Source organism: Streptomyces hamibioticus (assembly GCF_047946815.1).
GTDB lineage: Bacteria > Actinomycetota > Actinomycetes > Streptomycetales > Streptomycetaceae > Streptomyces.
Window position 1 is genome coordinate 2,834,047 of sequence record NZ_JBKKQY010000001.1, and the last position, 15,853, is coordinate 2,849,899.

General features: G+C 72.4%; 16 protein-coding genes. 12 read left to right on the forward strand and 4 right to left on the reverse strand.

Annotation, left to right across the window (positions count from 1 at the left end):
* Positions 1 to 55 precede the first annotated feature (55 nt).
* Complete coding sequence (locus tag ACLGIH_RS12550; protein WP_416529362.1) at positions 56 to 2,746, forward strand: FG-GAP-like repeat-containing protein; 2,691 nt, start codon at positions 56 to 58, stop codon at positions 2,744 to 2,746.
* 134 nt (positions 2,747 to 2,880) lie between these two features.
* Here the strand turns inward: ACLGIH_RS12550 and ACLGIH_RS12555 are convergent, their stop codons facing one another.
* The 4 genes from ACLGIH_RS12555 to ACLGIH_RS12570 form a co-directional block, all read right to left on the reverse strand.
* Positions 2,881 to 3,315, reverse strand: coding sequence for a hypothetical protein (locus ACLGIH_RS12555; RefSeq protein ID WP_416529363.1), 435 nt, complete (start codon positions 3,313 to 3,315; stop codon positions 2,881 to 2,883).
* 96 nt (positions 3,316 to 3,411) lie between these two features.
* Positions 3,412 to 3,966, reverse strand: coding sequence for a hypothetical protein (locus ACLGIH_RS12560; RefSeq protein ID WP_416525333.1), 555 nt, complete (start codon positions 3,964 to 3,966; stop codon positions 3,412 to 3,414).
* A gap of 86 nt (positions 3,967 to 4,052) precedes the next feature.
* Complete coding sequence (locus ACLGIH_RS12565; protein ID WP_416525334.1) at positions 4,053 to 4,592, reverse strand: hypothetical protein; 540 nt, start codon at positions 4,590 to 4,592, stop codon at positions 4,053 to 4,055.
* A 93-nt stretch (positions 4,593 to 4,685) separates the two neighbouring features.
* On the reverse strand, positions 4,686 to 6,260 hold the full coding sequence (locus tag ACLGIH_RS12570) for a beta-N-acetylhexosaminidase (protein WP_416529364.1): 1,575 nt from the start codon (positions 6,258 to 6,260) through the stop codon (positions 4,686 to 4,688).
* A gap of 274 nt (positions 6,261 to 6,534) precedes the next feature.
* On the opposite strand from ACLGIH_RS12570, the gene ACLGIH_RS12575 reads away from it, so the two are divergent.
* The 11 genes from ACLGIH_RS12575 to ACLGIH_RS12625 all read left to right on the forward strand — a co-directional run bounded on the left by ACLGIH_RS12575 (position 6,535) and on the right by ACLGIH_RS12625 (position 15,839).
* Positions 6,535 to 7,074 (forward strand): 2-oxo-4-hydroxy-4-carboxy-5-ureidoimidazoline decarboxylase, encoded by a 540-nt coding sequence (locus ACLGIH_RS12575; protein ID WP_416525335.1) that lies wholly within the window; start codon positions 6,535 to 6,537, stop codon positions 7,072 to 7,074.
* 245 nt (positions 7,075 to 7,319) lie between these two features.
* Positions 7,320 to 7,700: a succinate dehydrogenase, cytochrome b556 subunit gene (sdhC, locus tag ACLGIH_RS12580; protein ID WP_416525336.1), complete on the forward strand. Its 381-nt coding sequence runs from the start codon at positions 7,320 to 7,322 to the stop codon at positions 7,698 to 7,700.
* An 8-nt stretch (positions 7,701 to 7,708) separates the two neighbouring features.
* A complete protein-coding gene (locus tag ACLGIH_RS12585) occupies positions 7,709 to 8,209 on the forward strand; it encodes a succinate dehydrogenase hydrophobic membrane anchor subunit (protein ID WP_416525337.1) in 501 nt (166 codons plus the stop codon).
* A 19-nt stretch (positions 8,210 to 8,228) separates the two neighbouring features.
* Positions 8,229 to 9,983, forward strand: coding sequence for a succinate dehydrogenase flavoprotein subunit (gene sdhA, locus ACLGIH_RS12590; RefSeq protein WP_416525338.1), 1,755 nt, complete (start codon positions 8,229 to 8,231; stop codon positions 9,981 to 9,983).
* Positions 9,983 to 10,750 carry a succinate dehydrogenase iron-sulfur subunit gene (locus tag ACLGIH_RS12595; protein ID WP_416525339.1) on the forward strand — a complete coding sequence of 256 codons (768 nt, stop codon included), beginning with the start codon at positions 9,983 to 9,985 and terminating at the stop codon, positions 10,748 to 10,750. Before sdhA ends, ACLGIH_RS12595 begins: the two co-directional genes overlap by 1 nt.
* 135 nt (positions 10,751 to 10,885) lie before the next feature.
* Entirely contained in the window at positions 10,886 to 11,296 is a 411-nt protein-coding gene (locus tag ACLGIH_RS12600; protein ID WP_416525340.1) for a VOC family protein, read from the forward strand.
* A 93-nt stretch (positions 11,297 to 11,389) separates the two neighbouring features.
* Positions 11,390 to 11,797 carry a hypothetical protein gene (locus ACLGIH_RS12605; RefSeq protein WP_416525341.1) on the forward strand — a complete coding sequence of 136 codons (408 nt, stop codon included), beginning with the start codon at positions 11,390 to 11,392 and terminating at the stop codon, positions 11,795 to 11,797.
* Between the two features lie 4 nt (positions 11,798 to 11,801).
* On the forward strand, positions 11,802 to 12,281 hold the full coding sequence (locus tag ACLGIH_RS12610) for a thiol-disulfide oxidoreductase DCC family protein (RefSeq protein WP_416525342.1): 480 nt from the start codon (positions 11,802 to 11,804) through the stop codon (positions 12,279 to 12,281).
* A gap of 10 nt (positions 12,282 to 12,291) precedes the next feature.
* Complete coding sequence (locus ACLGIH_RS12615; protein WP_416525343.1) at positions 12,292 to 13,041, forward strand: TetR/AcrR family transcriptional regulator; 750 nt, start codon at positions 12,292 to 12,294, stop codon at positions 13,039 to 13,041.
* A 205-nt stretch (positions 13,042 to 13,246) separates the two neighbouring features.
* Complete coding sequence (locus ACLGIH_RS12620) at positions 13,247 to 14,335, forward strand: effector-associated domain 2-containing protein (RefSeq protein WP_416525344.1); 1,089 nt, start codon at positions 13,247 to 13,249, stop codon at positions 14,333 to 14,335.
* The gene (locus tag ACLGIH_RS12625) at positions 14,328 to 15,839 is read left to right on the forward strand and encodes a VMAP-C domain-containing protein (protein WP_416525345.1); all 1,512 of its coding nucleotides are present in this window, start codon (positions 14,328 to 14,330) and stop codon (positions 15,837 to 15,839) included. Before ACLGIH_RS12620 ends, ACLGIH_RS12625 begins: the two co-directional genes overlap by 8 nt.
* Positions 15,840 to 15,853: the final 14 nt, after the last annotated feature.

Genomic DNA, 15,853 nt, shown 5'->3' on the forward strand with positions numbered 1-15,853 from the left:
AGGTGGATTCGTCTTGAGCCGACGTAAGTCGTCGCATGCGTACAGACCCCTGAGTCTGAAGCGCAGAGCCTGGATCACGCTCGGCGCGGTGGTCCTGGGGGGCGGGGGCGTGGTGACGTACGCCCTGGCCAACCCCTCCGCGGAGCCCGGCGCGGCCGGGCGGGACAAGCGGCCGGTGAAGGTCTACGGCATCGCGCTGAAGGGCACCGGCAACGCCAAGCGCGAGCTGCCGCGCACCGGCACCGAGGAGTTCTCCCTGCTGGGTGTCTCCTGGACCGGGGCCGCGAAGAAGCTCGACGGCACGGCGCAGGTGCGCACCCGCGGCGTCGAGGACGGCGAGTGGAGCCCCTGGCGGGACCTGGAGGTGGGCGAGGCCCCGCCCGAGAAGGCGAAGTCCGGCATGCGGGGCGCCTCCGCGCCGCTGTGGGTGGGCCCGTCCGACGGGGTCGAGGTGCAGGTGGTGCACGCGGACGGTACGTCGAGTGCCGGGCTGCCCAAGGGACTCCGGGTCGATCTCGTCGACCCGGGCGTGGTGACCGAGGCCGAGACCAGGATCGGCGACGACGTCATGGCACCGGCCGCGTTCGCCGCCGAGACCAGCCCCGCGGCGACGACGACCGCCACGGACCCGGCGACGCCCACCGCCTCGCCGGCGCCGGGCGACGGCACCGCCTCCGCGACGGCCACCGGCACGGCGTCGCCGTCCCCCACCGGCAGCGTGTCGCCGTCCCCGTCGGGCACCGCCTCGCCCTCGGCCTCCGAGTCGCCGTCCCCCACCGCGACCACGCCCACCGCCCCGCCCTCCACGGTCACCCGGCCGCCCATCACCGGCCGGGCACAGTGGGGGGCGGACGAGTCGAAGGTGGAGGACCCGCCCTCCTACCTGGACTCCGTGCAGGCCGTGTTCGTGCACCACACGGTCGGCTCGAACAGCTACAGCTGCGCCCAGTCGGCGTCGATCGTGCGCGGCATCATGGCGTACCACACGGACGTCAACGGCTGGAACGACATCGGCTACAACTTCCTGGTCGACAAGTGCGGCCAGATCTTCGAGGGCCGCGGCGGCGGCGCCGACCTGCCGGTGCAGGGCGCACATACCTACGGCTTCAACAGCTACTCCACCGGCATCGCCGTCCTCGGTGACTTCCACGGCGACCCGGCGGGCGGCGTCCCGGCCGGCCGTCCGTCCCGGGCGGCGCTGGAGTCCGTGGCCCGCGTCGCCGCCTGGAAGCTGGGCCAGTACGGCGGCGACCCGAACGGCACGGTCACCCTGACGGCCAAGGGCGACACCGGGGTGTGGAAGAACGGCGAGCAGGCGACCCTCAGGACCATCTCCGGCCATCGTGACGGCTACGCCACCGAGTGCCCCGGCTCCGCCATGTACGCCAAGCTCGGTGAGATCCGCCGCTTCGCCGCGAGTCCGGGCGCCCGGTCGGCGATCCCGACCTCCGACCGGGACCGCGACGGCGTCGCCGACCTGGTCGCCGGCCTGCCCAGGGCGTCCAGCGGCGCCGGGAGCCTGGTCGTCGTGCCCGGCGGCACCGAGGGGCCGGTCGGCTCCGCCCGGTTCGCGCTGGACCAGAACAGCCCCGGCGTGCCCGGTGGCTCCGAGTCCGGCGACGGGTTCGGCGCCGCGACCGCGTGGGGCGACGTCAACGGCGACGGCCACGCCGACCTCGCGATCGGCGCGCCCGGCGAGGACTGGACGCAGGCCGACCGGGGGGCGGTCACCGTGCTGTACGGCCCCGGCCTCGACTCCGGTGTCATGTACTCCACCAGCGGGGTCACCGCCACGGACGCCCGGCTCGGTTCGGCCGTCGCGGTCGGCGACTTCAACGCCGACGGCAAGGCGGACGTCTTCGCCGCGGGCACCGGCAACGGGGGCAGCTGGAACGCCCGCCTGACCGGCGGCGCCACCCAGTACGGCAAGCTGACCGGCGCCACCGGCCCGGTCGCCCACACCGACGCCGCCGCCGGCGACTTCAACCGCGACGGCTACGCGGACGTGGCGCTCAACTACCGCGACCAGTCCGGCACCGGCCGCGTCACCTGGTTCAAGGGCACGGCGTCGGGCCTGGTGAAGGTGAGCGTGCTGTCCGTCAAGGGCGGCCGGTCCATCGACGCGGGCGACGTGAACGGCGACGGCTTCGACGACATCGCCGTCGGGCAGCCGTCCACCGCCGAGTCCGGTGCCTACCGGGGCGGCCAGGTCACCGTCGTGCCGGGCACCGCCACCGGGTTCACCACCACCGGCATGCGCACCGTCCACCAGGACACCGCCGGCGTCCCGGGCGGGGGCGAGTCCGGTGACGGCATGGGATCGTCGGTCTCCGTCGGCGACTACGACGCCGACGGCTACGCGGACGTGCTGACCGGTGTACCCGGCGAGGACCTCACGCGCGACGGCACGAACCAGGCCGACGCGGGCATGGCCGAGCTGCTCCGCGGCACGTCCTCGGGGCTGACCGGTTCCGGTGCGCAGGTCTTCCACCAGGACACCAGCGGCATCGGCGGCGGCACCGAGCCCCGGGACCGGCTCGGCTCCTCGGTGGTCCTGAAGGACCTGTCCGGCTGGGGCCGTGCCGACCTCGCCATCGGCGTGGAGGGCGAGAACGGCTACGACGGCGCCGTCCTCCAGCTGGACAGCGGCAGCGCCGGCATCAGCATCAGCGGCCACGAGTACTACTGGCGCAGCACCCTGGGCACCCCCGCGGGCGCCCGCCTCGGCCAGACGCTCACACCGTAGGAAGCGATCAGCGGTCCGGGGCCCCGCTCACCGGCGGGGCCCCGGTCCGCCACACCGATTCCGGCTCCCGGATCCGGCACAACGACTCCGGCCCGCGGATCCGCCGCGCCGCCCCGGCTCCCTGGCGCGGCGCGCTACGGCCGCCCGGGATCCCCGCTCATCGCGTCCCGGCACAGCAGCCGCAGGGAGCCGTGGCCGGCGAAGCAGCGGCGGGCCTCGTCGAAGGGGTCCCAGAGGCGGCCGTCGGGGGTGCGCACCCAGTGGTCGCCGCCGGTCGTCCACCACTCGGCGCCCGTCTGCCGGGCGATCACCTCGCCGGCGTACGCGCCGAAGCCGCGCAGCACCGTCTGCACGGCGGCCGCCGGCGGCCCCTCGTCCCGTATGTCGTCGATCATCCGGTCGACGCGCCACAGGCTCTGTGCCGAGTAGTCCAGGCGGAGCCGTGCCCCTTCGCGCATCGTCGCCACCGTGTCCGCCGCCCACCGCGCGGGTTTCGCCGCGGCCGAAGGCCTGGTCTGCTGCTGTGCCGTCGTATCAGTCGTCACACCAGCAAGAGCGCTGCCGGGCAGCGATTCGTCACCCGGAATCCGGGGTTTCCCGCAACCGGCGCAGGACCGCCCCACCACCACCCCGGCTCCGCCGCACGACGGTCACAGATCCGGAGGTCATCCCCGTCCGCGCGCCCGGCGGGAGACCACCGCGCGCAGCACCCGGCGGCCCTCCGTCGTCACCTCCAGGGCGCGGCGCAGCCCGCTCGTGCCGTGTCCGGCGAGCACCTCCAGAACGGTGACCTGGCGGCGCAGTTCGGCGGCCACGAGCGGGGACATCTCCTGCGTACCGCCGGCCCGTGCGGCGTCGACGGGAGCCGGGTCCGCGGCGGCGTCGAGGAGCCGGTGGATCTGGAGGGAGGCGACGGAGCAGGCGTCGGCCCACACCCGTACGTCCGCGTCCGGCCAGGCGGCGGGCGCGGCGGACAGCATGCGCCGGGCGAGGTCGCCGGCCTCGTCGCCGGGCTCCGCCGAGCCGCCGAGGTGGCCGCGGGCCTCGTCGAGGAGCTTGCCCCACGTCCGAGTGTCGCCGTCGGCGGCGAGGCTGCCCCACAACGGGCGCAGCACCTCGTCGTCACCGCCCAGCAGGGGCACACATCGATCCAAACAAGCCAGCCCGCTCGCGGCCAGCCCGCGCTCGTCGGCCTGAGCGATCAGCTCCACCAGGCTCATGCATGCCTCCCTTTTCGTGCCGTTTCGGCCCGCTCACAGCCACGGAACCCGCACTTCCCTTTACTGCGTGCGACGGCTCGGGAGTGTCACAGCGGCACCACGCCCAGTCGGTCGAGGAAGCGGAAGAAGAGATTTTCGGCCATGGGCTCCGCGTGCTCGAGCGCTTCCGGGAGCGGGGAGGGGCCGGGCTCGGCGGTCAGCACCTCGACCAGGTCCGCGACGGCCGCGACGCGCCCGGCCTCGGCGGCCCAGGCGACGGCGCGGTCGGCGGCGTCGCGCGGCTCCAGGAAGTAGTCCTCCAGCGTGAGGCCCTTCTTCTCCGCGCCGAGGTAGCCGGCCATCGCCGCCCGCGCCAGGCAGGTCGTCCAGGCCCCGCTCTCGGGCGCCGCCGCCTCCAGGACCACGCAGTCGCTGTCCATGACGTAACCGAACAGCGCCGGTGCGCCGGTCCGCCCGGCCAGGTCGTTCATGTTGCCGACGTCGCCGTCGCCGCCCGGGTACTCCCACACCTGCCACCCGTCCGGCGCTGACGTGTGCAGCGTCATGCCCTCCGCGCCCGCCAGCGCGTCCAGCTCCGCGAGCGGCCGCTCGGCGCGGCCCACGACGAAGTACCCCCAGTAGCCCATGATCCGGCTCCCCCCGGCGTGTCCGTACGGTTCGCGAAGAACACCACCACAGCCGTACGGGAGTTCGCAGCCGTATCGGACGATCCGTCCGGGTCAGGTCAGCCGGTCCGCCAGCGCCCGGAACTCCGCCCAGGACAGCTCCGGCCGCCCGGGGTCCCACAGCTTCTGGACGGTCGCCGCCAGCGGCAGCCGGATGCCGTCGGCGACCTGGGCCTGGGTCTGGGCACCCGGGATGTCGCCCCACACGGCGAAGCTGCCGCCGAGTATCTGGTCGTCGTACTGGGCCGGCACCGGCCGGGTGCCGCGCAGCACGCGCGGGGTCCACTGCTCGTAGATGCGCTCGCCGGTCGGGTAGACGAAGGTCAGCGGCTCGCCGAGCACGTAGTAGAGGTACTCGTCGTTGTAGTTGATGACCTCGCGACCCGCGCTCAGGTACTCGGCGGGCTGCCGGGCGCCGATCTCCTTGCCGGTCCAGTAGGCGACCCGGAGGTCGTCGTCCGGGCGCACGGAGGTGTTGCGGAAGAAGCCGTCGTTCCAGGCGCGCGGCGTGCGGTCGTGGGCCCGCACGGTCGCGGCCCGGTCGTTCAGCCAGCCGGTGGTGAGGTCGGCGACGGTCGCCCCGGCGCCGAACCGCTCGCGGGCGGCGGCGGCCAGCTGCGGGTAGGACGCCTCCGGGTCGGACACGGTCAGCGCCTGGTACTCGTCGCCGCCGAGGTGCCACCGCGATCCGGGGAAGACGTCGGCGAACTCGTTCAGCAGGTCGTCGAGGATCTCGGCGGACCGGGGCTTGGAGATGTCGATGGCGCCGCGGGTCGCCGCGCCCCGGGCGTTGCGCAGCTGGAGGTCTGGGTGGGCGGCGATGACGGCGCCGAGGTGGCCGGGCGAGTCGATCTCGGGGACGATCTCGACGTGCCGCTCGGCGGCGAGGTCGACGATCTCCTTCACCTGCGCCTTGGTCAGATGGTCGGCGGAGACGACCTCCGGGTGCGAGTCGGACTCGATGCGGAAGCCCTGGTCGTCGGAGAAGTGCAGGCCCAGTTCGTTGAACTTCAGGTCGCCCAGCTCGCGTACCCGGTCCTTGATCCACTCGGCGTCGTAGTGCTTGCGGGCGATGTCCAGCATGAAGCCGCGCCGCTGCTTGGCCGGCTCGTCCCGGACCACGCCCTCCGGTGCGGTGCCGCCGTCGCGCACCGCCTGCTTCAGGGTGCGGGTGCCGTAGAAGACGCCCGCCTCGGCCGGGGCGCTGACGGTCACCCGCCCGCCGCGCACGGTCAGGGTGTACGACTCCGGGTTCGCGCCCTTGTCCTCGTTGACCTCCAGCCGCAGGTCCCCGGCCCGCTCGTCGTCCTTCTCGCCCGCGTACGCCATCCCCAGCTCGCCGGCTATCAGACGCCCCTCGTCGGCGAGCCCGGCGCCGCCGACGACCACGCGGTGGTCCCGTTCGGGCCGCCAGCCGGGGCCGCGCGCCGGGGTGTGGTCGCGCACGGCGGGTATCGTGCGGGGCTCCTGGGACAGGGGGTAGGACCGGCTGGGGCTGGGGCTGGGGCTGGGACCGGCGCCGGTCGGGGACACGGCCGGCGACCCCACCGAGGTCCCGCCTCCGTCACCGCCGGTGGCCCACACACCGACGCCCGCGCCGAGCGCGACGACCGCCGCGCCGGCGACCATCGCCCGCTGCCTGACCTTTCGCGCCGGGGGCCGGCGCCCGTGCTGGCTCACCCCTTCAACCTACGGCCGGCAGTCGCATCAGGCGTCCACCACATGTTCCGAAACTCTCCCGTTCGGGTGAAATTCGGGCACTCATCGGACATTCATGCCCTCACTCGGTAACGTGGCGTCACAACTCTCACAAGATCCCCTGTCGACACACACGTGACGCCCACGAGGACCCACGCTGCCTGCGCACCGTCTTCCAGACCTCCCCGGCCGAGTCGCCATACCGATGCCGGCGCAAACCCGCGCCACCCCGGTCGCGCCGGCCGCGCTGGACCACTTCAACGCGGCGCCGCACGACGACGCCGTCCGCACCCTGCTCTCCTGCCTGAACAGCCTCCGCTGGTCCCACCGCATCGCCGCCCACCGCCCCTACCCCGACCTCCCCGCACTGCTGGCGGCAGCGGACGAGGCGACGTACGACCTGACACCGGACGACCTGACGGAAGCCCTGGCGGCGGAGTCCCTGCCCGCTCTCCCGGAGGACGCCTACTCGGCCGCCCACACGGCCCTGCGGGCGGCCCACGCGGCCTACGAGTCCCGATTCGGACACGTGTTCGTCATCTGCCTCGACGGGGTGGCGCCCGCCGAAACGCTGGACTACGTCCTGGAAGCCATCCGGTCACGATTGGCGAACGATCCGGAGGAAGAGCGCGCGGTGGCGGGAGACGAACTCCGGCGCCTGGCCAGGGGGCGGCTGACGCACACCCTCAGGGGCACGGGGCCGCAACGATCGGCGGCTCCGCCGCGGGGCGCGGCCGGCCGATAACGACCCGCACCCGGCAAACCGCCCGGGACCAAGCCCCGGCAGCCGCCCCCGACCCCCTTCAGACCCCCTTCACACGTCCCTTCGTACGCCCCTTCGCGTGCAAGTTTGATCACACCGGCAGGCCCGCTGTAAGCGCCGCGGACAACCGTCGCTACGATGCTGGGGGCCGGTGGACCGTACCCGGCCGGGCCCGACCGACAGAGAAGCCGGCGCGGCCCCAATCCCCGCTCCCGGAGGAAACTTCCGTGCCGGCTGGAACGCTGTACCGCGGCCGGGAAGGAATGTGGTCCTGGGTGGCTCACCGAGTCACCGGCGTCCTCATTTTCTTCTTCCTGTTCGTCCACGTGCTGGACACCGCACTCGTCCGTGTGTCCCCCGAGGCCTACGACCAGGTCGTAGCCACGTACAAGTCGCCGATCGTCGCGCTGCTGGAGTACGGCCTCGTCGCCGCCATCCTCTTCCACGCGCTCAATGGTCTGCGCGTCATCGCCGTCGACTTCTGGATCAAGGGCGCGCGGTACCAGAAGCAGATGCTCTGGACCGTCGTCGTGCTCTGGGCCGTGCTGATGCTCGGGGCGATCTACCCCGTCCTCGGCCACGCCGCTCGTGAACTGTTCGGGAGCTGACGCGCACGATGTCGAACAACACCGTCACCACCGAGAAGAACGCTTCCGGTATCGGCCCCGTCGAGAGCGAGGGCGCCTCCGCCTACACCGTCGACAACCCGGCGCCGCTGATCGAGGCCCCGCGCAAGCGCACCAAGAAGACGCCGAAGACCACGCGCGGCAACTTCGAGATGGCCGCCTGGCTCTTCATGCGGCTCTCCGGCATCGTGCTGGTCGTCCTGGTCATCGGCCACCTGCTCATCCAACTGGTGCTGGACGGCGGCGTCTCCAAGATCGGCTTCGCCTTCGTGGCCGGCCGCTGGGCCTCTCCGTTCTGGCAGGTCTGGGACCTGCTGATGCTGTGGCTGGCGATGCTGCACGGCGCGAACGGCCTGCGCACGGTCATCAACGACTACGCGGAGCGCCCGAACACCCGCCTGTGGCTCAAGGGCCTGCTGTACACCGCCACGGTGTTCACCATCCTGCTGGGCACGCTGGTGATCTTCACCTTCGACCCGAACATCCGCTAGGCACGGGGCTGCGAAAATCATGAAGGTACACAAGTACGACACCGTCATCGTCGGCGCCGGTGGCGCCGGTATGCGGGCCGCCATCGAGGCGACCAAGCGCAGCCGCACGGCGGTCCTGACGAAGCTCTACCCGACCCGCTCCCACACGGGTGCCGCGCAGGGCGGCATGGCCGCCGCGCTGGCCAACGTGGAGGAGGACAACTGGGAGTGGCACACCTTCGACACGGTCAAGGGCGGTGACTACCTGGTCGACCAGGACGCCGCCGAGATCCTGGCGAAGGAGGCCATCGACTCCGTCCTGGACCTGGAGAAGATGGGCCTGCCGTTCAACCGGACCCCGAACGGCACCATCGACCAGCGCCGCTTCGGCGGTCACTCCCGCAACCACGGCGAGGCCCCGGTCCGCCGCTCCTGCTACGCGGCCGACCGCACCGGCCACATGATCCTCCAGACGCTGTACCAGAACTGCGTCAAGGAGGGCGTGGAGTTCTTCAACGAGTTCTACGTCCTGGACCAGCTGATCACCGAGGTCGACGGCATCAAGCGATCGGCCGGTGTGGTGGCCTACGAGCTGGCCACCGGCGAGATCCACGTCTTCCAGGCGAAGTCCGTGATCTACGCCTCCGGCGGCTGCGGCAAGTTCTTCAAGGTGACGTCGAACGCGCACACGCTGACCGGTGACGGCCAGGCGGCCGTGTACCGGCGGGGCATCCCGCTGGAGGACATGGAGTTCTTCCAGTTCCACCCGACCGGCATCTGGCGCATGGGCATCCTGCTGACGGAGGGCGCCCGCGGTGAGGGCGGCATCCTGCGCAACAAGGACGGCGAGCGCTTCATGGAGAAGTACGCGCCGGTCATGAAGGACCTCGCCTCCCGTGACGTCGTCTCCCGCTCCATCTACACGGAGATCCGCGAGGGCCGCGGCTGCGGTCCCGAGGGCGACCACGTCTACCTGGACCTGACCCACCTGCCGCCGGAGCAGCTGGACGCCAAGCTCCCGGACATCACCGAGTTCGCGCGGACCTACCTCGGCATCGAGCCCTACACGGACCCGATCCCGATCCAGCCGACCGCGCACTACGCCATGGGCGGCATCCCGACCAACGTCGAGGGCGAGGTGCTCGCCGACAACACCACGGTCGTGCCGGGCCTGTACGCCGCCGGCGAGGTCGCCTGCGTGTCCGTGCACGGCGCCAACCGGCTGGGCACCAACTCGCTGCTGGACATCAACGTCTTCGGCAAGCGGGCCGGCATCGCGGCGGCGGAGTACGCGCGGACGGCGGACTTCGTCGAGCTGCCGGAGGACCCCGAGTCGCTGGTGGTCGAGCAGATCGAGCGGCTGCGCACCTCCACCGGCAACGAGCGGGTCTCGGAGCTGCGCCGCGAGCTGCAGGAGACCATGGACGCCAACGTCATGGTGTTCCGCACCGAGCAGACGATCAAGACGGCCGTCGAGAAGATCGGCGAGCTGCGCGAGCGCTACAAGAACGTCGCCATCCAGGACAAGGGCAAGCGGTTCAACACCGACCTGCTGGAGGCCGTCGAGCTGGGCAACCTGCTGGACCTGGCCGAGGTCATGGCCGTCTCGGCGCTGGCCCGCAAGGAGTCCCGCGGCGGTCACTACCGCGAGGACTACCCCAACCGCGACGACGTCAACTTCATGCGCCACACCATGGCGTACCGCGAGGTGGGCGCCGACGGCTCCGAGACCGTCCGTCTCGACTACAAGCCGGTCGTCCAGACCCGCTACCAGCCGATGGAGCGTAAGTACTGATGGCTACCCCCGTTATGGACAAGGCCGAGGCCGACGCGAAGTCGGCGGCGTCCCCCTACATCACCGTCACGTTCCGCATCCGGCGGTTCAACCCGGAGGTGTCGGCCGAGGCCACCTGGGAGGACTTCCAGGTCGAGATCGACCCGAAGGAGCGCGTCCTGGACGCCCTCCACAAGATCAAGTGGGAGCTGGACGGCACGCTGACCTTCCGCCGTTCCTGCGCGCACGGCATCTGCGGGTCGGACGCGATGCGGATCAACGGCAAGAACCGCCTCGCCTGCAAGACGCTGATCAAGGACATCAGCCCCGAGAAGCCGATCACGGTCGAGGCCATCAAGGGCCTGACGGTCCTGAAGGACCTGGTCGTGGACATGGAGCCGTTCTTCCAGGCGTACCGGGACGTGATGCCCTTCCTGATCACCAAGGACACCAACGAGCCGACGCGCGAGCGGCTGCAGTCGGCCGAGGACCGCGAGCGGTTCGACGACACGACGAAGTGCATCCTGTGCGCGGCCTGCACCACGTCCTGCCCGGTGTTCTGGAACGACGGCCAGTACTTCGGTCCGGCCGCGATCGTCAACGCCCACCGCTTCATCTTCGACTCGCGCGACGAGGCCGGTGAGCAGCGGCTGGAGATCCTGAACGACCGCGACGGCGTCTGGCGCTGCCGCACCACCTTCAACTGCACGGACGCCTGCCCGCGCGGTATCGAGGTCACCAAGGCGATCGCCGAGGTGAAGCGGGCGCTGATCACGCGCCGCTACTGAGATACGCCGCCGCCACGTCCACGAGGCGTCCTCGAGGGCCCCGTTTCCTGCCGGAAGCGGGGCCCTCGCGCATGCCCGGAGCACACGTGGCCGCCAATCACACATTCCGGGCATTCGTCGTCCTACTCTGACGGTATGTCAGATGACCAGTCCTACGAACTGCTCGGGTTCGACAACGTGCTGCTGCCGGTCGGGGACCTCGGCGAGGCCGTGGGGTTCTACGAGCGCGCCGGGTTCCCGGTGGGCTTCCGGCTCGACGAGGCCGGGATCGCCCTGCTGAAGGTCGGGGGCGAGACGCCCGGCGTGCTGCTGCGGGCGGAGGAGGGGTTCGGGCCCCGTCCGCCGCTGTGGCCGTGCGCCCGGGTCTGGCTGGAGGTGCCGGACGCCCGCGTCGCCGCCGAGACCCTGCGCGCGGCGGACATCGCCCTGCTGGACGAGCCGTTCCCCGTCGCCACCGGCTGGACCGTGGAGTTCGCCGATCCCTGGGGGAACGTCGTCGGCCTCACCGATTACACGAAACGGCCGGCGCTCGGCCGGCGGTCGTGACACAGGCCTCACCCCACTCGATTGAACGCGTTCAAAAACGGGTCTAGAGTCTCTCCCGTCAGCGTTTTGAACGCGTTCAAGAAGGGGTGGGGCATGGACCGCACCGTCATCGCCTACGTCATCTACCTGGCCGTCAGCATCGGTCTGACCGTCTGGGTGGCCCGCACGCTCAGCCGCAACGGACGGGTGTTCCTCGCCGACGTCCTGCACGGCAACGAGAAGCTCGCCGAAGCCGTCAACCACCTTCTGGTGGTCGGCTTCTACCTGGTCAACCTGGGCTTCGTCGCCCTCTACCTGAGCGGCGACGAGACGATCGCCGACACCCGCGGCATCTTCGAGGCCCTGTCGACCAAGCTGGGCGTGGTGCTGCTGGTGCTCGGCGTGATGCACCTGGGCAACGTGTACGTACTCAACCGCATCCGGCGGCGCGGGATGATGGAGCGGGAGCAGACCCCGCCGGTCGACCCGCAGGGCTTTCTCGCCCCGACGGCCGGCGCCTGAGCCGATGGCTCCCGCGACCGCGACGGCCGGCGCCCCCGTGCGCCGGCTCACCGTCCTCTACGACGCCGAGTGCGCACTGTGCACCTTCGTCCGGGACTGGCTGCGGCGGCAGCCGCAGCTGGTGCCACTGGAGCCGGTGCCCGCCGGGTCCGAGGAGGCCCGGCGCCGGTTCCCCGGCCTCGACCATGCCGCCACCCTCGACGAGATCACCGTCGTCGGCGACGCGGGGCAGGTCTACCGGGGTGCCGCCGCCTGGATCGTCACCCTGTGGGCATTGCGCGAGCACCGGCCGCTCGCCCACCGGCTGAGCACGCCCGCCGGGGCCAGGCTGGCCAGGGGGGCGGTTCTGGCCGCCGCCAGGTGGCGGGGCGCCCAGCAGGGCGGCAAGGCCTACCACCGGGCCGACGGCTGGTACTACGACCCGCGCTCCGGGTGGACGTACGCCGCACCGGGCTGTGACGGCGGCGCCTGCGCCACTGGCTAGGCTCGGTCCCGTGCCTGCGAAGAACGACGGCCCCGGCGAGGGGCCCCAGCCCAGCAAGTCCGAGCAGACCCGCGCGCTGATCCTGGAGACGGCCATGCGGTTGTTCCAGGAGCGCGGCTACGACCGGACGACGATGCGGGCCATCGCCCAGGAGGCCGGAGTCTCCGTCGGCAACGCCTACTACTACTTCGCCGGCAAGGAACACCTGATCCAGGGGTTCTACGACCGGATCGCCGCCGAGCACCAGGTGGCGGTCCGGGAGGTCCTGGCCCGGGAGACCGACCTGGAGGCGCGGCTGGCGGGCGTGCTGAAGGTGTGGCTGGACATCGCCGCGCCGTACCACGAGTTCGCGGTGCAGTTCTTCAAGAACGCCGCGGACCCGGACAGCCCGCTCAGCCCGTTCTCCCCGGAGTCGGAGCATGCGCGCCTGGAGGCCATCAGCGTGCACCGGACGGTGCTGGCCGGTGCGAAGACCAAGGTGCCCGCCGAGCTGCGGGACATCCTCCCCGAGTTGATGTGGCTCGCGCAGATGGGCCTCGTCCTGTACTGGATCTTCGACCGCACCGAGGGCCGCGAACGCAGCTACCGGCTCGCCGAACGCGGCGCCCGGCTCACCGCGCGGGGCGTCGCGCTGGCCCGCTTCCGGGTGCTGCGTCCGCTGGTGCGCGAGGTGCACGAGCTGTTCACGGACTTCCTGCCGGGCATGACGAGGGCCCTGCCCGACCCCGCGGCGAAGCGCTCACCGGGCGTCCAGTCCTAGCCATCGTCCCGGTCCCCGGGCCCCGGGGCGTGTGACCACAGGGACGGGATGGGAATGTCCCCTCGGGGGCGTCTCCGTCGCTGCCGGCCCGGGAGGCCGCCGTGCACGGACCGTACCCACGCAGGCTGCTTCGGCTTAACCTGGCAGGCCGGGGCAGTGAGCACGGGGGCGTTGCCCGACGCGTGTGTGAGGGGGACACAGGGACGTGGTGCGAACGGGGACGGACAGGTCGACGCAGGATGCCCGGGCGGGGGACGACGGGGCGCCGTGGCGGATCCGGGTCCTCGTCGGCGGACATGACGGCAGCCCGGCGGGCGGCGCGCGCGCCCCGGGGGACGCGGGACACCGGCGCAGGCCGGTCGCCGGAGCGGCCGTGCTGCTGGCCGACGGGCTCGCCGTCACGTGCGCACACGTCGTGGAGGCGGCACTGCGCCGCCCCCGCACGGAGGAGCCCCCGGCCGGAACCCTGGAGGTGGACTTCCCCACCGCCCCGCCGGGCACCCCGCCGGTGCCGGCCCGCGTCGCGGAGGGCGGCTGGTTCCGCCGCGCACCGGCCGGTGACCTCGCCGTGTTACGGCTCGCCGGGCCACCGCCGCCCGGCACCGCGCCCGCCCCCGTGACGGCCGCCGCCCCGGAGACCGGTGCGCCGGTCCTGGTCTTCGGTCACCCCGCCGACGTACCGGACGGCGTCTGGGCGTCGGCGCACCCGGTCGCCTCCGGCGGACCGCAGCCGCACTGGCTCCAGCTGGACGGCGACGGGCAGGGCGCCCGGATCGAGCGGGGGTTCAGCGGCGCGGGCGTGTGGGACCGACGGGCCCGCGCGGTGTACGGCGTGGTCTCCTCGGTACTGGACCGCGCCGCGCCCGTGCCTACGCGCGTCGCGTGGATGGTCCCCTTCGCCCTGCTGGCCGGCACCCCCTACGCGGCACCGGCCGACGACGGCGGTACCGGTCCCCCGGCCGACCCGCCCCCCGGTCCCCCGGCCGGGCCGTGGGACGTCGTCAACTCCCTGCTGGCCACCGGCGCCGCCGCCCCGGACGGCGGCCGGGGGCTGCTGTCCCTCCTCCCCGACCGGATCTCCGGCGGCGTCCCGCGCGAGGACCGGCCCCGGTTGCAGATCTACCACCTGGTGCGCCGCTGCGGTGACTTCACCGACGGCCCGCGCGAACTGGTCCGGGCGGTGCGGGAGCTGGAGGGCGACACCCTCTCCGTACGCCGTTTCGCCGAGCAGGCGCGGCGGCTGTGGCCGGACCGTCTGACCGGCGCCGACATCGACGGGGCCGATCATGCGTGACTACCCGGCCTACGCGGTGCGGCCCGCGGACCTCGAGGACCCGTTCGGCGCCGAGCGGGCGGAGCAGCTGGTGGACGCGCTGATGAAGGTGCCCGTGCTGGACAGCCTCAGATCGCGCCGGCTCTGTGTGGACTCCGCCCTGGACCGGCTGCGGCAGCGCCTGTCGGTGGCCGAGTTCGACGACAAGAAGCCCCATCTCGTCGAGATGGTGCGCACCTTCGGCACCGTGCCGGACGGGTGGCGGGAGCTGGCCGCGACGGTGCGCTTCCTCGCCGACTACGACCTGCCCTCGGAACAGGCGGCCGCCCTGGCCCACGGACCGGTGCAGCCGGCCACGGATCCCGGCCGGCGCGGCGAACTGGCCGCGCTGCTCGGCGGCCTGGACCGGCGGACCGTCCCGGACCTGGCCGCGATCTTCGCCTTCGTCGCGGGCGAGGAGTTCGGCGCGCTGCCCGCCGCGGTGCGCACGGCGTGGGAGGCCTACGAACTGCTGGAGCAGTGCAACGTCCCGGTGGACGGGGTGCCGCGGACCGTGCGCTTCGTCGAGGAGGTCGCCTGCGCCGTCGGCCCCGGCCTCGGGGACCCGCTGCGCCGCTGGCTCAGCCACCACGTGCGCACGGTGACGCCCCGGGGCGTCGACGCCATGCGCACGCTGGGCGAGGCACGCCGGGCCACGGGCACCTGGCGGCGCAAGACCGAGGGCGCCGCCTACGTGGTGGTCCGGGTCCAGCCCTGCTCGGACCAGCGCCGGGACGTCTGGCTGACCTGCTGGACCAGCGCCGGCGACACCTGGGAGCCGCGCCAGCGCGACGACCGGCGGATGCCGTTCGCGGACGTGCCGGCCCACGTGGCCCGGCTGGTCGACCAGGAGGAGGCCCGGCTGCGCACCCATCAGGGCGGCGTCGTGCTGGAGTTCATCCTTCCGGTGGACATGGTCAACGAGCCGGTGGAGGACTGGCCCCGGAGCAGTCCCTTCGGCGAGGTGGCCGGTGACGCGTCGTTCACACCTTCGCTCGGGGCCGACTACAACGTCGTCATAAGAAGCCTGGAGCGCATGGAGGCACTCCAGCTGCACCGGGTCTGGAACGAGCGCTGGAACGTCCTCACGCGCGGCACGCAGGGGCGCGTGCACCGGTGCAAGCAGGGCGACGGCGCCCAACAGCAGCTCCTTTACGCCCAGTTGAAGCAGAACCCGGACATCGTCGTGATGGCGCTCGGCTCCTCGCCTCAGGACGCGGCGGGGCGCAGCGAACTCATGCTCGGCCTGCAGGCGGGGCTGCCCGTGCTCCTGTGGGCGCATCAGGGGCATCTGGGCGCACGGGAGACCGCAGCCGCCGAACGAGTGGCCGAGACGGGCGCCTGGGAAGCCCTTCTCGACCATGTCACGCGCTTGCGCTTCGCTCCCGATCCACGGGACGATGGGCAGGGCTGCATCCGGTCTCGCATAGCGGTGCTGTGGGACGATCCGAACCGCCTTCCCGAGGCCCCGGATCCGGCGTTGTGAGGTTCCGCCGGACA